General features: G+C 33.0%; 27 protein-coding genes and 3 pseudogenes. 28 read left to right on the forward strand and 2 right to left on the reverse strand.

The features are described from left to right. Nucleotides 1-351: 351 nt before the first annotated feature. From ACX5JI_RS17930 to ACX5JI_RS17995, 14 genes and pseudogenes are all read left to right on the forward strand, one after another. Nucleotides 352-729 (forward strand): hypothetical protein, encoded by a 378-nt coding sequence (locus ACX5JI_RS17930; RefSeq protein WP_459502381.1) that lies wholly within the window; start codon nucleotides 352-354, stop codon nucleotides 727-729. A gap of 284 nt (nucleotides 730-1,013) precedes the next feature. Beyond that, a complete protein-coding gene (locus tag ACX5JI_RS17935) occupies nucleotides 1,014-1,418 on the forward strand; it encodes an immunity 22 family protein (RefSeq protein ID WP_459502382.1) in 405 nt (134 codons plus the stop codon). Nucleotides 1,419-1,730: 312 nt separating this feature from the next. After that, complete coding sequence (locus ACX5JI_RS17940; protein WP_459502429.1) at nucleotides 1,731-1,895, forward strand: hypothetical protein; 165 nt, start codon at nucleotides 1,731-1,733, stop codon at nucleotides 1,893-1,895. A gap of 43 nt (nucleotides 1,896-1,938) precedes the next feature. Then, a complete protein-coding gene (locus ACX5JI_RS17945) occupies nucleotides 1,939-2,589 on the forward strand; it encodes an SMI1/KNR4 family protein (RefSeq protein ID WP_459502383.1) in 651 nt (216 codons plus the stop codon). Nucleotides 2,590-2,889: 300 nt separating this feature from the next. Further along, nucleotides 2,890-3,327 (forward strand): DNA/RNA non-specific endonuclease, encoded by a 438-nt coding sequence (locus ACX5JI_RS17950; RefSeq protein ID WP_459502384.1) that lies wholly within the window; start codon nucleotides 2,890-2,892, stop codon nucleotides 3,325-3,327. Then, on the forward strand, nucleotides 3,320-3,775 hold the full coding sequence (locus tag ACX5JI_RS17955; RefSeq protein ID WP_459502385.1) for a DUF600 domain-containing protein: 456 nt from the start codon (nucleotides 3,320-3,322) through the stop codon (nucleotides 3,773-3,775). Before ACX5JI_RS17950 ends, ACX5JI_RS17955 begins: the two co-directional genes overlap by 8 nt. Before the next feature lie 332 nt (nucleotides 3,776-4,107). After that, complete coding sequence (locus tag ACX5JI_RS17960) at nucleotides 4,108-4,302, forward strand: hypothetical protein (RefSeq protein ID WP_459502386.1); 195 nt, start codon at nucleotides 4,108-4,110, stop codon at nucleotides 4,300-4,302. Between the two features lie 275 nt (nucleotides 4,303-4,577). Continuing rightward, the gene (locus ACX5JI_RS17965) at nucleotides 4,578-5,468 is read left to right on the forward strand and encodes a DnaD domain-containing protein (protein WP_459502387.1); all 891 of its coding nucleotides are present in this window, start codon (nucleotides 4,578-4,580) and stop codon (nucleotides 5,466-5,468) included. A 671-nt stretch (nucleotides 5,469-6,139) separates the two neighbouring features. Then, the gene (locus tag ACX5JI_RS17970) at nucleotides 6,140-6,874 is read left to right on the forward strand and encodes a DUF975 family protein (RefSeq protein WP_459502430.1); all 735 of its coding nucleotides are present in this window, start codon (nucleotides 6,140-6,142) and stop codon (nucleotides 6,872-6,874) included. Between the two features lie 24 nt (nucleotides 6,875-6,898). Then, nucleotides 6,899-7,369 carry a hypothetical protein gene (locus tag ACX5JI_RS17975; protein WP_459502388.1) on the forward strand — a complete coding sequence of 157 codons (471 nt, stop codon included), beginning with the start codon at nucleotides 6,899-6,901 and terminating at the stop codon, nucleotides 7,367-7,369. A gap of 555 nt (nucleotides 7,370-7,924) precedes the next feature. After that, entirely contained in the window at nucleotides 7,925-10,495 is a 2,571-nt protein-coding gene (gene pulA, locus ACX5JI_RS17980) for a type I pullulanase (protein ID WP_459502389.1), read from the forward strand. A gap of 242 nt (nucleotides 10,496-10,737) precedes the next feature. After that, nucleotides 10,738-11,064: pseudogene (locus tag ACX5JI_RS17985) on the forward strand (hypothetical protein). 111 nt (nucleotides 11,065-11,175) lie between these two features. After that, the gene (locus ACX5JI_RS17990; RefSeq protein WP_459502390.1) at nucleotides 11,176-11,661 is read left to right on the forward strand and encodes an Imm30 family immunity protein; all 486 of its coding nucleotides are present in this window, start codon (nucleotides 11,176-11,178) and stop codon (nucleotides 11,659-11,661) included. Between the two features lie 119 nt (nucleotides 11,662-11,780). Next, nucleotides 11,781-12,277, forward strand: a pseudogene (locus ACX5JI_RS17995) (SMI1/KNR4 family protein). A gap of 13 nt (nucleotides 12,278-12,290) precedes the next feature. Here the strand turns inward: ACX5JI_RS17995 and ACX5JI_RS18000 are convergent. Next, complete coding sequence (locus tag ACX5JI_RS18000; protein ID WP_459502391.1) at nucleotides 12,291-12,773, reverse strand: hypothetical protein; 483 nt, start codon at nucleotides 12,771-12,773, stop codon at nucleotides 12,291-12,293. A gap of 309 nt (nucleotides 12,774-13,082) precedes the next feature. Between ACX5JI_RS18000 and ACX5JI_RS18005 the strand changes: the two genes are divergently transcribed. The 9 genes from ACX5JI_RS18005 (at nucleotide 13,083) to ACX5JI_RS18045 (ending at nucleotide 18,336) form a co-directional block, all read left to right on the forward strand. Beyond that, nucleotides 13,083-13,439: an Imm3 family immunity protein gene (locus tag ACX5JI_RS18005; RefSeq protein WP_459502392.1), complete on the forward strand. Its 357-nt coding sequence runs from the start codon at nucleotides 13,083-13,085 to the stop codon at nucleotides 13,437-13,439. A gap of 108 nt (nucleotides 13,440-13,547) precedes the next feature. Beyond that, complete coding sequence (locus ACX5JI_RS18010) at nucleotides 13,548-13,913, forward strand: hypothetical protein (RefSeq protein WP_459502393.1); 366 nt, start codon at nucleotides 13,548-13,550, stop codon at nucleotides 13,911-13,913. Then, nucleotides 13,903-14,376: a hypothetical protein gene (locus ACX5JI_RS18015; RefSeq protein ID WP_459502395.1), complete on the forward strand. Its 474-nt coding sequence runs from the start codon at nucleotides 13,903-13,905 to the stop codon at nucleotides 14,374-14,376. The genes ACX5JI_RS18010 and ACX5JI_RS18015 overlap by 11 nt, the downstream gene beginning before the upstream one ends. 258 nt (nucleotides 14,377-14,634) lie before the next feature. After that, the gene (locus ACX5JI_RS18020; protein WP_459502396.1) at nucleotides 14,635-15,411 is read left to right on the forward strand and encodes a hypothetical protein; all 777 of its coding nucleotides are present in this window, start codon (nucleotides 14,635-14,637) and stop codon (nucleotides 15,409-15,411) included. Nucleotides 15,412-15,441: 30 nt separating this feature from the next. Then, the gene (locus ACX5JI_RS18025; RefSeq protein ID WP_459502397.1) at nucleotides 15,442-15,969 is read left to right on the forward strand and encodes a hypothetical protein; all 528 of its coding nucleotides are present in this window, start codon (nucleotides 15,442-15,444) and stop codon (nucleotides 15,967-15,969) included. Nucleotides 15,970-16,088: 119 nt separating this feature from the next. Then, nucleotides 16,089-16,373, forward strand: a complete 285-nt coding sequence (locus tag ACX5JI_RS18030) for a hypothetical protein (protein ID WP_459502398.1) — start codon at nucleotides 16,089-16,091, stop codon at nucleotides 16,371-16,373. A 5-nt stretch (nucleotides 16,374-16,378) separates the two neighbouring features. Then, nucleotides 16,379-17,047 carry a hypothetical protein gene (locus ACX5JI_RS18035; RefSeq protein ID WP_459502399.1) on the forward strand — a complete coding sequence of 223 codons (669 nt, stop codon included), beginning with the start codon at nucleotides 16,379-16,381 and terminating at the stop codon, nucleotides 17,045-17,047. Between the two features lie 87 nt (nucleotides 17,048-17,134). Continuing rightward, nucleotides 17,135-18,010: a hypothetical protein gene (locus ACX5JI_RS18040; RefSeq protein ID WP_459502400.1), complete on the forward strand. Its 876-nt coding sequence runs from the start codon at nucleotides 17,135-17,137 to the stop codon at nucleotides 18,008-18,010. 62 nt (nucleotides 18,011-18,072) lie between these two features. Beyond that, complete coding sequence (locus ACX5JI_RS18045; RefSeq protein WP_459502401.1) at nucleotides 18,073-18,336, forward strand: DUF4176 domain-containing protein; 264 nt, start codon at nucleotides 18,073-18,075, stop codon at nucleotides 18,334-18,336. Nucleotides 18,337-18,387: 51 nt separating this feature from the next. On the opposite strand, the gene ACX5JI_RS18050 is transcribed toward ACX5JI_RS18045, so the two are convergent. Then, the gene (locus tag ACX5JI_RS18050) at nucleotides 18,388-18,663 is read right to left on the reverse strand and encodes a WXG100 family type VII secretion target (protein WP_459502402.1); all 276 of its coding nucleotides are present in this window, start codon (nucleotides 18,661-18,663) and stop codon (nucleotides 18,388-18,390) included. 475 nt (nucleotides 18,664-19,138) lie between these two features. Between ACX5JI_RS18050 and ACX5JI_RS18055 the strand changes: the two are divergent. From ACX5JI_RS18055 to ACX5JI_RS18075, 5 genes and pseudogenes are all read left to right on the forward strand, one after another. Further along, nucleotides 19,139-19,306: pseudogene (locus tag ACX5JI_RS18055) on the forward strand (DUF6985 domain-containing protein); the annotation flags it as partial. A gap of 108 nt (nucleotides 19,307-19,414) precedes the next feature. Further along, on the forward strand, nucleotides 19,415-19,807 hold the full coding sequence (locus tag ACX5JI_RS18060; RefSeq protein ID WP_459502403.1) for an immunity 22 family protein: 393 nt from the start codon (nucleotides 19,415-19,417) through the stop codon (nucleotides 19,805-19,807). Continuing rightward, on the forward strand, nucleotides 19,800-20,042 hold the full coding sequence (locus tag ACX5JI_RS18065; RefSeq protein ID WP_459502405.1) for a bacteriocin immunity protein: 243 nt from the start codon (nucleotides 19,800-19,802) through the stop codon (nucleotides 20,040-20,042). The genes ACX5JI_RS18060 and ACX5JI_RS18065 overlap by 8 nt, the downstream gene beginning before the upstream one ends. A 64-nt stretch (nucleotides 20,043-20,106) precedes the next feature. Next, entirely contained in the window at nucleotides 20,107-20,835 is a 729-nt protein-coding gene (locus ACX5JI_RS18070) for a DUF4261 domain-containing protein (protein ID WP_459502406.1), read from the forward strand. 375 nt (nucleotides 20,836-21,210) lie between these two features. Further along, complete coding sequence (locus ACX5JI_RS18075; protein ID WP_459502408.1) at nucleotides 21,211-21,825, forward strand: immunity protein Imm33 domain-containing protein; 615 nt, start codon at nucleotides 21,211-21,213, stop codon at nucleotides 21,823-21,825. The last annotated feature ends 50 nt before the right edge of the window (nucleotides 21,826-21,875 follow it).

Genomic DNA, 21,875 nt, shown 5'->3' on the forward strand with positions numbered 1-21,875 from the left:
GGGGATTGTGTTTGTCGGATTCGATTCCTGTTTTGAATATTTCTTAAGTGTTAGGAATGAGTGAAAAGAGCAACGTATATACGTTGCCTTTTTTATTTGCGTGCCCAGCTAAGCTGGGCGCTGCTTACTGGTGAAAGTCCAGTCTAGGGTAAAGAACCAAGTCGCCTAGTAGCTAGCTGACAGGCAGCTGGTGGAGAAAGCCTATGGTTGAAGCCCTGTGACAAAGTAACTTCTAATAGAAGTGCGAGCGAATCAGCAGACCGTAGCATGAAGTGAATCTTGCCGCCTCGTCAAAAGCAACCTAGGAATGGGGCAAAGGGAAGTCGAGCCTGGAGATAATAGGCGAAGACCATGGAAGATGTGAAGAACTTGGGAATGCAGCATCGAAGAATCCCTCGGGGTACGGAAAAACAAAAACTTAGACCATTAAAGCCGACTAAAGTTAGGATTTCTTCTAGTAATAAGAAATCAAAGTTATATAAGGAATCAAAACGGTTAACTAACGCACAACGCGCAAAGTTAATTAAAGATAATTTTGTTAAAGAAACCTCAAGAACAAGAACTTTTACGCCTCAAGATATGCCGGGTAATAAAGAATTTGCGAAGTGGTTTAATAATTTAATATTGGACGAATTTGAATTAGCATGGGCTGATCAGAGGCTAAGGAGTATTATTGAAAGTAGAATCCGTTATCCGGGAGGGATACATGAATGGCATTTAGTATCATGAGCACCTACTTTTAAATTGTGGGGAGTAAAAGTGGGAGACATTGCAGAGATGAGAACAATTATAGAAGACTTTCATTTTGTTAATCCAGTAGGTAAACATGGTGATATAGTTCTACTAAAGCACATAATGAGTTGTTAAAAATTATTCATAGTTCTCTAGAGTATAGTACATTTAAAAGAAGATTAAAAAATTGGGCACATTATAGATTGAAAGGTGGAATAAATTCATTATCTGAAGGTTTAAGATAAGTGATGTTACTATAATTTGTATATAGGGGATTCATTATGGGAAATCCAGGCGTAATGTCTTTATGGGTAGGTAATTTTAGAACTAAGCAAAGTCTAAAAGAATATGTTGAAATTAAGTTTGATGAAGTTGGGGATAGAATTCAATCTAAATTCATGAGAAACTTTAATATTGATTTTATTGATTATAACCAAGATTTATTAGAGAGTACCCTGATAGAGGACTCCACTACATCGTTGACTACCCTTTTAAGTGGTTCCTCGTACGAAGCGGAAATTTTATCACAATTTGTGGAACATTACGGGGAAGAATTGCCAGAAAACTATTATTCTATTATTATATTATATGAATTTAAGTGCGATGGAGATATAGATGAAGTTAAATTTAAAAGTGGGAATTTAATTTATATGGGGTCAGTTGTATATGAGGAATGGGATGAATAGTTTGTGATTTAGTGAAGGAAACTAATACGATTAGCTACAGTAACTGTCTAAGTATGTATTACTGGATTTATAGGTTATATAATAGAGTGATAAAGCAGATTGTATACATAGTCAGGTAAGGCATGAGAACGAAAAAGAATAGGCTGTTAAAAAGTACATACTCCATGATGGTTGTATCCTACAAACTTAGAAAACAAATGAACTTAAAGCACTTGATTGTTAATTAAAGACAACAAGTGTTTTTTAATTGATTGGTATGCTGTAACTTCATAAATAAGAAGTAATAATTATAACAGTAGACAAGCACCATCAATATTACTCAAATCTACCTCTGGTGAATCACATGCTATAATATCCGCTCTCCAAAGAGCCAGAAGAAGGAATGAAGGTTTTAGTATGGATATAATATACGAATTTAATATTAGCTATAAAGAAATGATTGAAGCAGGTGTAGATTTAAAAGTAGCAAAAAAGTAATGCGAGAAGCATATAGATATTTTGATGGATTAGGAGGATTCAAATGATAAACGTTCAAAAATTGTCGACTTATGAATTATATTCTCCAGTTGATGAAAATGAAATTAAAAAAGTTGAAGAGGAAATGGGATTAGTATTCCCTAATGCTTATAAACAATTACTAAAGCATACAAATGGTTTTGTGTCCGATAATGGAGTCGTTATATTTGGAGTGGATATAATAGATGAAAGAAATAAAACATATGAAGTCCGTGAATATGCAAAGGGCTATGTTGCTGTAGGAAGTAATGGTGGAGGAAAAATGCTGTTAATGACTACAAATGAAAACGCAACAGAGTTAGTACAAGTTGATTCAGGGATTATGGATCCAAATTATGCTACCATAGTAAGTGAGAATTTTGTACAGTGGATAAATGACGGAGCGATAGATATTGAATGTGTGGATGAAGAACAGGAAGTATTTAAGGAAAAACTGTGCAATCTTATATTGGTAAGTCCACCAGTAGGAGGGGCTATGGATTTAAAGAAAATACAAGAGGTATTTATCATCAAAAAGGGATTGTTTGACTTATTAAAAGGATCAAAACAATTACCATTCGTGTTAATGAAAGACATACCTGTTGAGTTGGCTTTAAAAAACATAGAACTGTTAGGAGAATTAGGGGATATATTGAAAATATCTAGTACTGATTAACCGATTTTAGGGCTTAAAATAGAGGCTATTTGAATTAATAACCGATTAACACAATTATTAATTCAAAATAATATTGTTGAAAAATTGCTATTGGTTCCGTGGGTGTTTTATATAATCAATAAATTAAACTCTTAGAAAATATTATTTGAACTTAGAGCACTTGATTGTCGATGATAGGCAACAAGTGCTTTTTATTTTTAGATTACAAAAAAGGGTACGGGAAAAGGTAGTGCAGGAGTAAGTGAAGTTAAAACATTAGTGGACAAAGGAAAATAGTTTACAAACGGTAGAAAAAATAGGTTGAAACCGAATATTAGGTATAAAACAGGGGAATACGACTATTTTTATGAAACAGATAACCTTGGAAGAATTGAAAAATTTGAAACAGATAAGCTACAATTAATTGAAAGAGAGAAGAGATTATCGCATAGTAAAAATACACCAGGAAAAGTAAAGGGACAAGATAATGCGGGGCACGTAGCAGGTGATAGATTTGGTGGTTCACCTAAACTAGATAATTTAGTTTCTCAATTAGAGAAAGTTAACAAAAGTATATATAAGAGAATAGAAAATCAATGGGCAACAGCGTTAGGAGAAGGGAAGTATGTCAAAGTAAAGGTTGAAATTAAATATGATGGAGATAATTTACAACCATCAGAATTTAATATACAACATGAAATAGATGGGAAATATTTTGAGCGTGATATTTTAAATTCAAAAGGAGATTATTATGAATAAAGTATTTGAAGATTATTTTAGTGAATTACAGGCAGATATGGTTTCTATATGTTTAGAATACGTAGAGGATAGAGCAAATAAAATATATATTTATTGCTCTTTTGAAGATAATGTTATAGCAAGTGACTATTTCTATAATATAAATGGAGAAATAGTAGAACGCCATAGAATAAATGACATTATAAGTAGTAATGAAGAAAAATATGATACCTCTATAGAACGACAAAAAGGTGTTGTTAGAATGTTAAATAATGATATAAAGAATATGATTAGGCTATGTAAAGAATATAAAAGAGAAATGCCAACAGAAATGAAATTAGTATATGATGTATTAAAAAATAGCTTGAAAGCAGAATATAAATATGATTTGGTATATTCTAATGATCCAATTAAAGAAGCAGATGATATAGCTATGGAATGGTTTAATGAGTTAAAAAAAGGAAATTAGATGGTTGTTTAAAAAGTAAAGGATGCTTAATTCAAGAGTATAAAGTCTTGAATAGCATCTTTTTATTTTTTTGTTACTAGGGGTTTGATAATGTTAGTCTATTTGAATAGTATAGTTAATTTGAGTCAATATCGTGGACACAGAAAAGTTAAATCTCAGCGATTTCTTTAACCCAATTTTTTTATTGCTTGGGGAGTTTTATAACGGGTGTTAATATGGCTTAGCTTACAGTTATAAAATCTCTCAATGTATTGCAATAATACTAGAGTTGCTTGCTTAAACGTGACATATTGTGTGCAGTGTACTTCTTTTTTAGAATGGCGTGAAACGACTTGATACAAGTGTTATCATACGGACACTTCCTCTTTGAAATCTATTGTAAAATGGCTCCTGTAATGTTTGGGATTTTTGAAGCTCCTTATGGAATGGATTTATGCTGGCTATATGAAGAAGGCGTTCATATTGGGTTTTATGATGTAGTCGCCGATAAAGAAGTGACAATTGATGCAGTTATAAAACAAAATTAATTTTAATATGTAGTATTATTTTATAAGTTCTTCAGCAAATGGTAATAAAAGAAGCCCCTTATAAGCCCCTTCCATTCCTCTTATAAACACCTATCAAGTAATAAATCATTAAATAAACAAAATAAAAAACAACTACTACAAAAAAATAAAAAAGTAATAAGATCGTACTAGTAAAAAAGTATAAAATAAATCCACCCAATTCCTTTCTTTAATCTTATATATATGAAAGAATAACTAATTCTATATGTACCACTAAAAGAGCGGGAGGAAGAAATATGGGAGTATACCGGAGTGTACAAGTGAATTTTTGGCAAGATGAGTTTGTGCTGGATTTAACGCCAGAGGAACGCTATTTTTATATGTATTTGCTGACATGTTCGAAGACAAGACAATGCGGAATTTACCCACTGCCACTACGTTTGGCAGAGATGAAAACGGGGTATAACCGTGAAACTGTTGAGAAGTTGTTGAAGCGGTTTATTGCGTATGGAAAAATATTATATGATGCGAAAACGAAGGAGTTATATGTTCTAAACTGGTTGCGTTATAATCCTGTTACGAATACGAACATAGAAAAGTGTGTGTTACGTGAGTTAAAGACTGTGAAAAATAAAGAGTTTGTACATATGTTTCTTCAAAGATGCCTCGAGGAAGAGTTGAATATTCCGCTATTGCTAGAACATTTCGGAATGCCGGTTGAAGCATCTGATATGATTCCACAAGAAATTGTTCAAGGTTATGAAGCGGTTGAGGTAGTACAAGAAGAAGTAGAGGAAGTAAAGGAAGTAGAAGAAGTGAATCCAGCTAGCAGTGTATTCACGTTTTATGAACAAAGCTTCGGTAGTTTGTCGTCTTATGCAGTGGAAGAATTAAGTGAATGGATGGGGGAATTGTCAGAGGAGCTCGTATTGAAGGCACTTCAAATTGCGTATGAAAATAATAAGCGGACACTTGCTTATGTGAAGGGGATTTTACGAGATTGGCATGGAAAGGGATATACGAGTCTCAGTGAAGTAGAGAAAGCGGTAGTGCGGTTTCTAAAGAAAGAGCCGTCTCTTCTTAATGAAACGGAGAAGTTTTTGAAGGAATGTGAAGAGTGGGAGAAGAATGTTCCATCTGAGGAGGGGTTACAGAAGTTCTTGCAGGAGAAGGGGTGGGAGCCATGAGTAGTTAACATACCTAAGCAGAACAAGTGGTATCCCGGATCTTTACTTTTTAATGATGAACCATGCTTGACCCTTACGAAAAATAGAGGAAGATACTGTACATGGGATATGGAAAATGGTTTAGGTCTTCTTCTTATCAATGAAAAAGTAACCTAGGCTATCAGGATGTTGCGATTTGAATAGGGTGTGGAGTAATATAAAGAGAGCTTAGAGTTTTCTTTTAAAATATGAAATGGATGAAGAAAAGAAGACGCCCAATTATATTATGTGTAAAGAGTTTTAATTTAAATGAAGCATGAGGTGAATGAGTTGTTTATAAAAGATACATATGTATGGAGAGAATAAAAAAATAGAAGCCTGTTTATGTAGGGGGAATATTAACATATTAACTTAACAGATATCAATTAAAAGATATTTGAAGTTATACGTGTATTAAAAAACTGGATATCGCTAATTCTAGAATAGTTTTATGAGTTATGGTTAATCTTTTAATCGTAAAATAACTTTAGTAAGAGGGGAAAATTAATTAAAGATAGCACTTTTGGAACAGTTTCATCATTTATTTGGACATTAACAGAATTGTATATAATATCAATAGTGTTAAAACATGCTATTATTCCTTATGTAAAAGTAATTCATATAAGAGGAAAAAATTGAAAGGTAGGATCAAAATGATTAGTGACTTAAAAAAAGCGGCCTTATCTTCATTAAAAGACAGATGGGGATTGGGAGTATTGTCATCGTTTCTGTATCATGTCATTTCTAGGGTTGGTATTTTTATTGTAGGATTTCCACTGTTGTTACTGGGTATCTTATTAAGTGAAACAATGAATTCTAGTTATTCGATTACAGGAGACGAAAAGTTAAATGCAGTAGGTGCTTTTTCTTATTTACTTGTTTTCGTTGTTCTATTTATTTGTTTAATAGCTGCACAAGGCATTATGAATTATGGGTATTGTAAAGTTACATTGCGTTTAGCGAAAAAAGAATCTACTACAATTGGTGAGTTATTTGAAGGGTTTCGGAAAAGTAATGTGTTTAGATCTATAAAAGTGACTATACTAATGACTGTATATACGCTTTTATGGAGTGTATTATTAATTGTACCAGGTATTATAAAATTTATCTCTTATTCTATGGCTTACTATATTTTGATAGATCATCCAGAATATACGGCGAGTGAAGCAATTAAAAAGAGCCAAGAACTGATGAAAGGACATAAATTAGATTTATTCCTACTATCGTTGAGTTTTATCGGATGGTTTATTTTGGGTATTATCATCGGATTTTTCACACTTGGTATCCCGTTTCTTTGGATCTATCCATACTACATTACAACCGTATCGCATTTCTACTTGAATATAGTGAATAGAGATACTGTTATCGAGGGAAAAACAGTTATCTAGAAGGTGAATATAGTTTGTTTTATATTGTTACAAGAGGTAGTTGATTTCTCAAAAGATTTTCAGCTTACCCCTTTAACTAAGAAACTTTCGGATAAAATATCTATCGTTACCGATATGCAGCAAGCGGAATTGCTCGCTTATGAGGAAGTATATGGTGAGGATGAATACACGTGGACAGATATAAGAGAGCTAGAAAAAAGTAAAGTTCGAGGAGCGTATTATAGGCTGTCAGAAACCGAAAGACCAAAGGAATTCCATAATATGTTAGAGGTTATTGACGATCATGTAAGGCAGAGTTCAGTTAGAATGGATGCATTTTTCAATGATGTCGTAGCTGATCTCAATAATTGTGCTTTTAGCCGTGTTATCAATGGGAAGAGGAATGGTTTCTTTGAAACTATGTTTGAAATCTATAAAGCAGGTGGCTTTCCTTGTGGCTGGAAAGGAGAGTACCCTGGTGATGGAAGAATCATCGCTTATTTTGAAAAGAGATAGTTCATACAAGCGAGTTATAAAGAAAGAGGATTCAATACATGAATCTTGTAAAATAAAGTAATCCCAAACTCTCCTAAAAACGTGAATGTATTTAGGAGAGTTTTTATTATGTAAAGTGGGAGAATTTTAGTATGTGTTGACGCAGAGATGAAGTCTTAAAGTCAAAATATGTCCATGCTTAACTATCTTCAATGAGTTACAACTTTACATGTTAACAATATATATAAGGTGAAAACAGAAAATTAATAATATATTGACCTTTTTATGATTCGTGCTATAAAATTGAAAGCGATAACAAACGTTTTCTTTAAAATGTTTTCCGTGATCTTTTTGATATTTAGAGATATAACAAGGAATAAGTAAGTCTTTTTTTTTGACACTCAATGCAAACGTTTTCGTTAATTTCTTATTCCTTTCTATCTTTGATTTTTCTATTAAAAGATCATTGAAATAAATATGTAAAAACATTCAATATGGAGGTGCTATAAAAGAGATTTCTAGATTAACTTAAGCAGTGTTACTTAGTTCGTAATATTTTAAGAAAGGGTGAATGGAGTGCAAATGACAAAAAAATTAATTAACAAGACGTTTTTATTACTTACTGTAATCGCTATGCTACTATCTGTTTTTTCTTTTCAGAGTGCACAAGCAGAATCAAATACAAAAACAACTGAAATTATCATTCATTATAAGGAGAAGGCGGGAAATACAAAAGACTGGAATCTTTGGATGTGGGCTGAAAATGCGAGTGGCAAATCCTATGAATTTACTGGAGAAGATGAGTTTGGTAAGTATGCTAAGGTGAAAATAGATGGTGATTATAATCGTATAGGGTTTATAGTTCGTACGAATGAATGGGAAAAAGACGGTGGGGATCGTTGGATTGAAAATATTAAGGATGACCGTGCTGAAGTATGGGTTCTTTCGGGCGATGATAAAGTATACGATTCTAAGCCTTCTTCTGAACTTTCTATTCAGAAAGCAACCATTGATAGCTTCAATGAAATCACTATGACTACCAATGCTCCATTCAATATTAAGGAGCAGAAAATTGAAATTGAGGGCGTTAACATTGAGAAAGTTAGTCCTTATGATACAAATGATGGAGATAATACCAATAAGGTTAAAATCATTACAGAAAAGAATCTTGATGTAAAACAAACATACAAAATCAAAATGGGGAATTCCATTGAAGCTCATACTGAAATTGGTAAAGTAATCCGTAGTGAGGAATTTGATCATTTATTTTATTATGACGGTAATGATTTAGGTAACATATATACACCACGGGAAACAAAGTTCCGTTTGTGGGCTCCAACTGCAAGTGAGGTAAAGTTGGTTACATATAAAAGATGGAATGATGAAAAAGGTACTGAAATAAATATGGATCAAGGTGAAAAAGGAACTTGGATGACAAAACTTACAGGTGATCAAAAAGGTCTTTTTTATACATATAAGGTGAAGATTGGAGACAAATGGACTGAGGCCGTTGATCCATATGTGCGTGCTGCTTCTGTGAACGGTGATAAAGGTGCCGTCGTTAATTTAAAAGAAACAAATCCGAAAAATTGGAAGGGGAACAAAAAGCCGAAATTTAAAAATCCGGAAGATGCTATTATTTATGAGTTACAAGTACGTGATCTTTCCATTCAACCTGAAAGTGGTATTAAACAAAAAGGAAAATATCTTGGTGTAACAGAAAAAGGAACGAGAGGACCAGGGGGCGTAAAAACAGGTCTTGATCATATTAAAGATCTCGGTGTTACTCATGTCCAGTTTTTACCGATATTTGATTATGCTTCAGTAAATGAAGAAAAATTAAATGAACCACAATATAACTGGGGATATGATCCAGAAAATTACAATGTACCAGAAGGCTCATATTCTACGAATCCTTATGAGCCAACTGTTCGAATTACTGAATTAAAGCAGATGATTCAAACACTACATGATAATAAACTGCGTGTTGTAATGGACGTTGTATATAATCATATGTACAATGCGGCTGAATCTAATTTCCACAAGTTAGTTCCAGGTTATTATTATCGTTACAATGAGGATGGTTCACTTGCAAATGGAACAGGGGTAGGGAATGATACGGCTTCTGAACGAAAGATGATGAGGAAATTTATGGTAGATTCCACCGTGTATTGGGCGAAAGAGTACAATTTAGATGGATTCCGTTTTGATTTGATGGGTATTCATGATGTCGAAACAATGAACGCGATACGTAAAGCTGTTCATCAAATTGATCCTTCTATTATTTTTCATGGGGAAGGATGGGATTTAAATACTCCTCTGGTACCTGAGTTAAAAGCAAATCAAAGAAATGCGGAGAAAATGAATGGAATCGCTCATTTTAATGACGATATACGTGATGGATTGAAAGGCAGCGTATTTGGGGATAAAGATAATGGTTTTGTGAACGGAATGCAAAACATGGAAGACCGCATTAAAAAAGGAATTACAGCTGGTATCGACTATGATAAAAAGGTTTCTACTTATCAGGACCCTGAGCAGGTTCTAACGTATGTTGAAGCACATGATAACCATACATTATGGGATAAGCTTGCGTTAACGAATTTTGGCGACAGTGAAGAAGTGCGTAAACAAATGCACAAGTTGTCTTCTTCTATCATATTGACATCGCAAGGGGTTTCATTTTTGCATGCAGGGCAAGAGTTCATGCGTACAAAATATGGCGATCATAATAGTTACAAATCTCCTGATTCGATTAACCAGATGGATTGGGTGCGCCGTGCAGCATTCGATAAAGAAGTAGAGTATATGAAAGGCTTAATAGAACTGCGTAACAAGTATGCAGCTTTTCGAATGACATCTGTTGAACAAATTAAAAAACATGTAACGTTCATGGATGCGCCAAAGAATGTTGTAGCTTATACAATCGATAGCAAAGCAAATGGTAATAAAAACGAATATTTTGTTGTAGCTCACAATGCAAATAGAGAAGCCATGGAAATAACTCTTCCATCAAAAGGTCCTTGGAAAGTGCTAGTAGATGGTGAGCGTGCAGGAAGTAAAGTGCTATATGTTTTCCATGATAATAAGATTAAGGTTCCTGCATTAAGTTCATTTGTTTTGAAAACAGAGAAAACAATCAAATAAGAATAGATGATGTAAAAGGAAATCTTGTTTGAAATAAACATTAACTACATCGGGATTGCAAAAGGTTCCTTGCTATAAACTATAAAGTAAAAGATAGAAATACTCATCTTCCTATTAATAAATTAATTCCCAAATATGATAATGTATATTGTGGAAAAAAGATGCAGAATTGTAGAAAATATACTAGACTGAAAAGTGGGAAGTTTTTTATTAGACGAACAAAATTTTAAGGGGAATTTAAAATGAGTATAAAAGTAATAAGGGCAACAGGAATGATGGGCGGAGCTACAAGAGTGGCTTTAAAGGTAGATAATGAAATTAGAAAATAATGAAGAGTACAAGCTCCCTTCTGATGTAAAAGAAGCGAAGATAAAAGCAAATCAATTATTTTTTGGAAGTAAAGAAAAGCAAGTAAAAAGTGGCGATATAGTCGAAATTAAGATTAATAGTCTAGCGATGCTATTGTGTATGGTATCGTTAATAGCGGTGTTATTTGGTTTGGTGGAATCGGCTGTTTGGTAACGCTTGTCTATTCAATAAATAATTGGTTCACGTTAGAAGTTAAATAATAGGAAACAGCAGAGGTTTTAAAAACCCTGCTGTTTTTTACATCATAATTGTTTAAATAGTGTTTCGTATTCTAATAATTAGTGAGTATCAATAAAATCGGGAGGTACATCATGAGTTATAAAGAACAACTTGCTATTTTATATAAAATGCGCTTTATGGAAAATGAAGGCGATGACATTGAAGAATTTGAAGAAATATTAAATGAACTATCATTTCATGCAGGAAATGAAGTGATTCCAGAACTTTGTAAAATATTTGAAGACGAGGTAGCGGAACCTTCTGCAGACAGCGATGTAGTTGAAACCATTTTTTATATTGCAAGCCGCAATGGATTAGAGGATGGACTTGTACAGTTAGCGAATGGAATACCAAATATGTTACCCCAGGCAGAATTTTGGGCAGATAGAATTCATCGAACACTTTTAAATTCAGAAGAGTTAATTTTGCCATATATTAAAGCTTTACAACAGGTTGATGAGCATACGAAACAAATAGTGAAAGATATTTTATGTAATGTAAAGAGTGAGATGCCGGAGTTATTTGCGGAAAAGGTTGATTTTATATTAAGTCATTCCGCAACCAATGAAGTGAATTGAAACTGTACAAAAGAAATTTGAGTGGTAATAAATGAAATAAATGAGAGGAAGGTAGCTATAAAAATGTACTCAAATTCGCTAATAAGAATATAATCAATATCACTTTAGGAGTGATAGAAATGAAAGAAATGAGTCAACTCATTGCACAAATAGAGTCTTTATCTGATTGTCGTGTGTTGAGCCTGCAGGATTACCGATAATTAATGAGAAGAAGCATATTCTACCTGAGGATGTAAAGGGATTTTACAGCCTTTGCGGAGGGGCGGTTTTGTTCGAGAATGAGGAGTATCCGATTTATATTGTCTCCCCACAAGAATTTATTTTAGCAAATCCATTAATAATAGGTGAGCTGTGTGAAGATGATATTACTTCCAATTGGTATATTATATGTAATGATGGAAAAGAGGAATACTTAACAATTGACCTAAACCGAAATAGATTGGGGAAATGTTATGATAGCTTCTTTGATCGTCATGGAATTGTAGGGGAATCACAAATCATTGCAACATCGTTTATAGATCTACTTGAAAGACTTATACATAATAAGGGGAAGTATTGGTATTGGATGCAGAGTGATTTTGTATCACTTGGAGATGCTTATGATGGACTCAAATAACCATTCATAAATTTTAAAATAACGCTGTTTTCGTAAGCTTTGTTGCTTTTGAGAAGGGTTTATTAAAATCCTTTTTCTCATATGCAAATGATGCTCTTCTTCTAACGTATTCAAATTCATCAAGTGAAAATTGATTAAGGAGAGTTTTGATTTCTTCGCTATTCTCAGGTATCTCTCCAAGTCCATAAGCCATTTGCCACCTGGCATCGTGGTCTGGAAAAGATACCGAGTGTTTCGCAAGGGATAGAAGGTGGCTTGGATTTTCTATCAAAGTATCAATAATTATTTCACGTTCGTTGTCTCTCGCTAAAATATATAGAAAATCATTTAGAAGGTCAGAACTCCATTTTCCAACAGGAGTAGCATCTACTAGCATATTAACAAGGCGATATATTCTATCCCAATGGAGATATTCAGTTTCCCATTCACCAAAGGACTTATTTGCTGTTTTAGCCCAATTCCTAAATTTTTCAATCTCTAAAAGTAATTCACTCATTGTAATTTGCGCCTCCTTATCAAGTAGTTCTAAGCATTTGTAAATGCAAAATGCTTGTCTATTTCTAACGAACGGAACCAATAGAGACAGTTATCAAGGTGTTTTGTAGCCACACCTTGGACACGATTGTATCAAGCTATCAACGAGGTGGTCAAGAAAGCAACAATCTATGCGAAAACAGCGTTAAATAAACAGTAGTAAAATGTAGTGGTAGATAATCAAAATGATGGGAGAAAGATATGAAAAGGAGAACTGACATAGTGATTTTAAATTAGACTTAGCTTTTCATGCCTAATGGAGGAATCTGAAATGGAAAACTGGGAATACAATGAATTGTTTGAAACCATTAATGAAGCCTATAATGACTTTTTAACTTTAGATAGAGGACAGAAAGATGCAATAGCAAGGACATCTTATGAATATATAAATCTTGGAGAAATAGAAGATGTAATTGTTGATACAGCTATAGGTGAAATACTGTTAACTCATGACAAAGTTTTTATTGGATACATTGAAGGTATAACAAAGAGATTAAGCAAGTTTAATCCACTAGACGCAGTGGGGGAATTAACACAAGAAGAAATAAGAGATTTATCTAATAGAATACATAAAGTATTGGAAGGTCTTGAAGAAGTGGAGATTGATTATAATCCTTCAGCAGAATAGCGTGATTTAATCTCTTTCGTGCTGAAGAGGAAGGGTTTGAAGGTAAATGAATGGTAGAAAAGCTATATCTTTGTTTTGCTGAAAATAAACTAGAAAGCGGGAATTTGAATGGGGAGCTATTTTATTAAGATAGAGGGGTTTGAATATCCACAATCATATAAAAAAGCAATTGAATTACATTTAGTTGATTTTGATTTATGGTATATGATGGAATCGGCACAAGCAACTAGACGCTTTCTTGATTTGAAAAAAAGGTATCCAAATAGAAAATTAGTTCCTTTTGCTAGAAGAGATGATAATGATGACATTGCCTGCTTTGAATTTGGAAAAGGACAAATGGTTCAAGTAATTCATGACTTCGCTACAGAAGGGTTTGAACAGAGAAAGGAATTCGGTGATTTTTGGGAATGGCTTGAGTTCGCGATTAGGGAAATGATTGATTTCAATAGAATGGAAGAGGCGTATGATTGCTAGACGAAAAGCTATATTTGCATGGAAGGAAAAGGTTAAATTGATGAATCCCAATGAATTTCGAAAAAGATGGAACCCAAAAGTATATCCATTCATTCATTATGAAGAAGATAAACTCAAAAATTTAGATATACCTATAGCGTGTAAACATTTTTTATTAAAAGCCGGATTACCTGAATCTGCAGCGCCATTTTTGAGTTTTGACTCAACAAAAAATGGCGGCTTATTAAGCTTAAAGGAAAAATGTAATTTAGATGCAAGTTTTGAGAGGAATATATATTTAGGATTTACAGGTGAAGGAAATATTTTATCCATTAAAGAGCCTTCAGGAATGGTTGTATGTATAGATCATGAAACAATGGAAGAAGTATATGTAAATCAATCCATACCACAAAATGATGTGCAGAATAAACGACACGTAAATCAAAAATTGATCAATGAAGCATCAGTGAGATTTAGTAGATAGCTCTATTCAAATAAAGGAGTAATTGTTAAAGTAGTTATTGAAGTGATGCGATATCCGAAAGCTTATTTTGAGAAATCTCACAGTTTTTATTCTGAAAATTATAAAAGAATTGATTTATAATAAAATTAGATTGAATTTAAATAGATATACAGAATTAAGTGTATTTACTGGTAAATTACATTAACTTGTAAAGATGCATAAATTTTCGGAATAATTGCACTTTACTTGAAGGTATGATGGTGAAAGGATGATATGCGGTTGGAATATGTAACATTAGAATTAGAGAATCATGAAGCTTTTTTCTTATTTAAAATGATTGGTTTTCAAGAGATAACTCTTTTTAATAATTTGTACGAAGGCTATACTTCAGAAGAATTGAATGAAGCGTGGGAAGATATAAAATATAAGCTTATAGAAGATAATATTATTGTTGAAGACAACAATGAAATCGTAATTGAACCAACGGTATTTACGTTACTTCAATCCTGTAAATTAAGTAATACAATAGTACGATTTCATTTATACAGTGTTGAAGAAGAAGTTCAAGCGTATTACTTTATTTCGTCTAACCAAATTATTGAGATTAAACAAGAACAGGGATCTTCGATATATAGAATAACTGTAATCCCTAATTTACAAGATTATATTAATATTATTGGAAATCAATTGGAGGCCTCGAAAGAAACAAGTACTGACAAAAAAGAATCTATGAATATGGTGACATATGATCGAATTATGAAAGAGTTCCGTAATTTTACAGAAGAAGACCTACACAAGTACTTAATAGAAAATGAAAAAGTATCGAAAGAATTTGCTAGCGAATTTATTTCTTCGTTACAGAATTATACATATTTAGGGGAATACACAGTTTCTTCAAGGGGGGTAAACAGTTGGGAAGGTCAAAGTATTCAATTGATTACGGGGGTATCTAATAATTGGTTAGTTATGCAAAATCAAGAGAGAGTAGAAGTATTCAATGTAAATGATATTGAACTTGTAGAAAGTATATATCTTGTGACAGTTGCATCTATATAAGTGAAATAAATGAGAATGTGGGTGGGAGAAATGGGTAAAATTTTAGTGCGAGAGGAATATTTAACCTTATTACAAGAGGATTTATTGAGTATAATAGAACAACTTAAAGGATTAGATCAGAGGTTACAAAGGGAGCTTCATAGTATTCCGTGGGAATCAAAAAATCGTGGATATATTATTGAAACATATGCATTTTATCAAAAAAGATTGAAAGAAACGAACGAAAAAATTGAATCATTAGCAAATTTTGTAGATACTACGAAACAAGATTTCGTTAAGAAGGATAAAGAAGGTTCATTTCTAGGTATAACTGGCTTCAATTGGAATGCACCATTTGATGGGGCGGGGAATACATTTGGAACAGTTACAGGTGCAGGGGCAGTAGGGAATGTAGCTTATAAAGTAAGGAATGGTTATGAGGTAAAATACGACTTGGACAGAAAAAATAAACGAATCCTTATAAGAGAGAGTTACGATTCTGTTAAAGACAATAAAAAAATGAATGGACGTCATAGGGAGCATAAGATTTATTATTTAAATGATATCGAAAAAAAATAGAAAATGGAACTGCTTCCACTAAGATAAAAGAAATAGAAGCTATGATAAAAAAAGGAAGCGCAGCTAAAATGGCTTTAAAAGATAAGCTTGGATGGGCTAGTGTAGCTATAGACTCATATATGGATACAAGTGAGAATATCAAAAGTAATGCCTCAAGTGATAAAATCGCAGGTGATATTATTGGTAATGTTGTTGTAGGAGGAGCAACAACTGTGGGAGCAGCGGCTCTGACTGTTGCAGCCCTTCCGGCAGCAGCACCAGCTCTGGTAGTTGCAGCCGCAGGGTTTGGTATATCAGTAGGGCTAACGTATTTCACAGAAGGTGTGAAATGGGATGTTGATTTAGATGGTGATGGTGAAGATGGGTGCGAAAAAAGCTTGGTCAACAGTAGCGGGGTGGTTTAATTAACATGCAAAAAAATATAGATTTTAATAAGAAAGCTTTTGAATACTATATGGCTGTTTATGCTGTAAAAGATATAAGATCGACTATTATTACTCTTGTTATTGGGATAGCAGACATATTTGTTCTTGCGCCTGCTTTTGCGAATCCTTTTCGATTATTATATGTATATATAGTGGCTCCTCCGATTATCTTTTTGAACCTATGGGCGATATGGATTATTATCAATCCTCGGAAACGGCAATTACAATACACTCTATTTCGAGGAGTATTTGGTATCGTATGTTCAGTAGGATTATTGGTTATAGCTCAAAAATTTGCATATGAAATGTTAGAATTACAAACGCCAATTTATTTTATTTTTTCATTTGGTTTGTATAGTTTTGCTTTGTATCATTATTATAAAAATCATATTAAAAAGCTTCAGGAACCAAGAAAAAAGTCAAAATCATCGAAAGGAATGGGGGGGGTAGGAGCAGTTGCTTTTGTAGGGTTAGGGCAACTTATTGCTAACATCAGTCTTGGTTTTGCAACACAACAGATGGTGGCAATTGTATTAATGTGTGTATACTCAATGCTTTCGCTTATTTTGTTTCATTTCATTATGGAACTTCATAGATATTATTATTTACGGAAGCATATAGAAAGTGGAGGGAAGACACATAGAGCCTTTTAAAGAGGGTTTGTTGAACCTTGAGTATATAATTGCATTCCTCTTATAGTCATTAAAGGCTAGGGAAAAGAGAAGGGAAGAAGCAGCCTCATGAATTTGGAATTACATTTAGATAGCAGAGAAGCCTTTTTTCTATTTCGAATGATAGGAATGGAAGAAGTTAGAGGATTTGAAAATCCATATAAAGGCTATACAGTAGAGCAAATAGATCAAGAGTGGGAAGATGTGAAAACAACTCTTATAGAAGATGGAGTATTGAAAGAAACAGAAGGTAAACTCACTATTGAACCAGATACAATGTATTTTTTAGAGATTTGTAAATTCAATGATGTGGTTGTTAAACTGGAAATACAAAGTGAGGAACAGGATATAGATGTATACCATTATATTTCATTAGAGAAAGCCGAATTTATGATTCTTGAAGGAAAAAGAATTTCAGCCTCAAATAGTACATATACTTTTACGGTAACAGAAGGATTGAATGAATATATTAATATTATGGGAAATTGGTTAGATGATACAGAAGCGGAGTCTATACATATGAAGGCACGCATCCAAGTAGCAACGTATAATCAATTGAATGAGATGTTTTCTAATTTTTCAATTGGAAAGCTAAAGAAATTTTTAATAGAAAAAGAGGAAGTAACAAAAGAATTTGCAGAAGCATTTACATTATCGTTAAAAGAGTATGAATGTTTAGGAAGATGTACTATTTTTTCTAGTAAAGATGGAAAGAATGATAGAAAAAATATAAGTTTTTTAGTAGGTCGAGGTTATAACTGGTTCATGATAGAAAAGCAAAATGAGTTAGAAGTGTGTAATTTACATGATACGGTATTTTTAGAAAAATTGTTTTTTGAAATAACAGGAGTTACTATGACAGTTGCTCCAAAGTATATGATGAAAGATAGAGTGAAGAGAGAGATACATAATGCTTGGTCGAAAATGACAGGGTGGTTCAAGTAAAATTTGTGCTATTAAAATAATACTAAAAAATATATAAGAAGTATGAGGGAGGATGGACAACTATGGAATTTTCTAAAGAAAGGCTATTACCAAATGGTTCTATTGTTTTGCTAAAGGAAGGGACGAAAAAGATTGTAATTTACGGAAGAAAACAAATACTTATGGTCGAAGAATCTAGCATGTATGACTATATTGGTTGTTTTTATCCGGAGGGATACATTAATCCTGATTATACATTTGTATTTAATCATGAAGATATTGAAGAAATTATATTTGTGGGTTTTGTAGATGAAGAAGAAGAGGCATTTGTAGAGTTGCTTAATTGAATATGTTTTGGAAACATGAAAAGGAACCTATGCAGGTTCCTTTTCATTATGTTAACGCTGTCCATCTGCATTTCGGAATTGAGTAGCGGTTTGCTGTAGTTTCTGACTGGTTTCGTGTAAACCATGAATGTATTCATTTAAAGGTTTTATGCATTCGGGTAAATCTTCTGAAAATTTTTTGTGTTTATTCCCTTCCCATTGTTCTTTTGAATTAGAGCCTAACGTATTTATTTTATTTAAAATATTTCTAGCCTCTTCTGCAGCATTAGAAAAATCCCTTGCAATACGTTCCAATTCTTCTGGTATTACATGAATACGATAGTTCATTTTTTATCCACTCCTGACGTTTACACTAATTTGATTAACTTATCTAAGAACTACAATTTCATGTAAAATATTTGAAGTAAATTCTATATTTTTCATGGAAAGTAATTTTCATCAAGTGAACAACAGTGTATATTTAATCTTGATAGTTATCTCGAAAGTAAATAAAAATAATTAAGAATATATAATTGGTATTAGTGATAGGGAAACCTAATAAGTAAAAAGAAAAAATTCCTTTTCTTAAGGCACTTTTTATATGGGTAGCTTCATAATCTCCTGAATAATGCTATCCATACTCATGAATGTATATTTGGTTTTGAAGTCAAGGTGTTTATAAAAAAGGCGTGATGTTTTGCTCCTTTGAATCTGTTAATCTAGAGGGATGTTTTTATAGTGAAAAGTGAAAATAAGATCTGAACTGAAAGGTGGATTAAGGAACTGTTGAGTAGCGATAGAGTTACTCCATTACAGAATGTAAGTCGGAAATTCGGTTGATCCTATAGGATTTACTATTTTACCAGATTTCGAAGATGGAGTTAGAAGGATAGGGTTAATATTCAATTGTACATGGGAAGAGGATGGTATTGGTGTGAAGTTTGAAAATGAAGAAGTTGTTGAAGTTGGTTATCAAGATGTTGTTATTTAAACTGTAGAACGAGCGAACTTACATATGAATAAAATTTTGCAAGATAAGGATGTTCACTGCGAGGGAAGAGGTTTCTATACGATGGAGAGTATGATAAGGAGAAACAATATGGAGTATAGGGGAATGGCTTCGTTGTGGCTTGGAACAAGTCAATCATATCAGCATCTTCAAGAATATGTTGATATGGAATATACAGAAGATGGAGATAGTATAGATTCAAAATTTGGAGTGAATTTCGGTTTTGGTTACTATGATGAAGATCAAATCGAAATTATGTTTTATGAGGAACCTAAAATACATATAGAAGAGATTTTACAGGATTTCTCTTATAGTGAGATTATTATTCCGAAATTTAAAGATTTGATGAAACCAGAAAATGTAGCGGCGAGTATGAATTCTGTTATAGTGCTTTATGATTTTCAATACGATGCAGAGAAAGCGAAAGATACATATGAGGGGTTAGAATTTATATTTGTTGGTGCTGTACCTTATTATGAATAGCTTTAAGAGGTTGAGTGATGTGAAAAGCCAGATGGGAAGAGAGGAACTTATTGAACTTGTGAAAATGATATGTGACCCTAAATTGTCGGACGAGTTGGGCAGTCAGTACATCGATATTTTAAAAGCACACGTTCCGCATCCAGGATCTAGTGATTTAATATTTTGGAATGATATAGAATTAACACCTGAAGAAGTAGTAGAATTTGCATTAAGTTATAAGAAAGAAAAAGAATAATTGAAACAAATATATAAGAAATTGTACTTGTTTTTATATAAGGCTGTGGTAGGGAGAGAATGAGATGGAAAGTTCAAAAGTTGTATTATGTATACCTGGTTTATGGAAGAATAGAAGTGAACTTATTGAAGCGATTGTAAGAAAAAGTGAGGGATATATATTTGCTGGAAATTATATGAGTAAACTAGGGGATCCGAGTATTTTTTTTGAAGTTGATATATATGAACATGATGAGCGAGTAGCAGAAGCTTTTGAAATTGCAGGATACAATTCATTTACTGAGGAAGACCTTGATCTTATTAGAAAGCATTCCTTAACTTTGTATTTAATTGGGGAAGGAGGTTCCGTTGAAAAGATAAGGAAGTTAGTTGATGCTGCAAATGCACTTGTAAAAGCTGGAGGACTGGGTGTGAAAGTTGAATCCTCAGGTACGGCAAATACAATTGACAGCTGGAATGATATGTATCATACAGATGATGAAGTCCAATTATTCAAAGCTTTTGTAACAGTAGTCGCAGAAGATGATTTTTACTATACGTGTGGTATGCATTGCTTTGGGCTGCCGGATGTAATTACTTTTAAAGATCAAGTAACTCCGCAATATGCTCAAGAATTAATGAACGTTTTTTGTCTGTATAATCTCATTGAAAAGCCTGGCTTAACGGACTATTCTACATTCAGTCTAGATGAAAATAATCCTCATTTTATATTGCAACATACGAAGTGTAAACATTTTTCAGAAGATGAATTGTTTTATAATCAGTATGGAATTTGGGCTTTAGTAAAAAAATAGATTATTTAAAATGAATAGGAATGAAAATGAGGAAGGAGTAATCTATCATAGGTATATTTGAAGAACTAAACGCAGTTTTTAGGCTGGATGTCCAAGAACTACCGGCTCGTGAAGAAGAGATTCGAGCACTTCAAAATTTTTCATCCATAAAAGAATTCGTATCAAATGGATATGCGGTTGCGATACCAGCGAGAGATATTCTTGTTTTTTGTGATTGTAACGCTAGTAATGGTATTGCAAAAATGAAAGGAATAATAGAAAAGGTTTGGGAAGATGGAGATCATTTGCTTATTGATAAAATTTTGGTGAGAAGTGAGGGGGAATGGAGTTATTTAGAGTGCAAATGAAGCGCTTAGGAAAAGAGGAGGGAAATCAGTGGAAAAGTTTATTAATAAGATAGGGGATAAAACTTTCATTGCTCAGGCAGAAAAAATCTTCGAAGTGCAGGTAGAAGGGTTATTTCATTTTTTAACTGAAGTAGAAAATGATCGTTTAATAGATGGATTTTCTATACAAGTTGGTTGGTCGATTTATTTTCTTGATAAAAGGGAAGATGGATTTCATATTATCGTACATGATTATACGAAGAATCCATTTGAAGATATGACAGATGATTTGACGATTTCTTTATGGATATTATTAACGCAAGTGAGTTTTTTAAAACCATTAACAATTGAAGGAGAATTGCTGCGCTTTTGTGACAAAATTGTTGCTGCCAAAAATGTATTGGAATTAGATGATATTTACTTGGAACGAACAAAAGATTGTGAAGATGGTGACTCTGGTTGGTATATAGGTCCTGTTAATGATGAGGGTGACATAGAAGAGTATGAATCGTTTTATGCATATGAATTATTAAGTTTAAGGCCTTCTCTTATTCAAGTTTTAACATTACCTTCTGGATATCTTGTAATCTTTGAAAAAGATGTAGTAAAAGCAGTGGTAGATGAATGTAATGTCAACATTTTGGATAGGATCGATAATCTATAATCTAGTATAGAAAAAAGAAGTAGTAATTTGTTCATACTAGTGCTTCAATA

The organism is Bacillus sp. C1, from assembly GCF_054570475.1.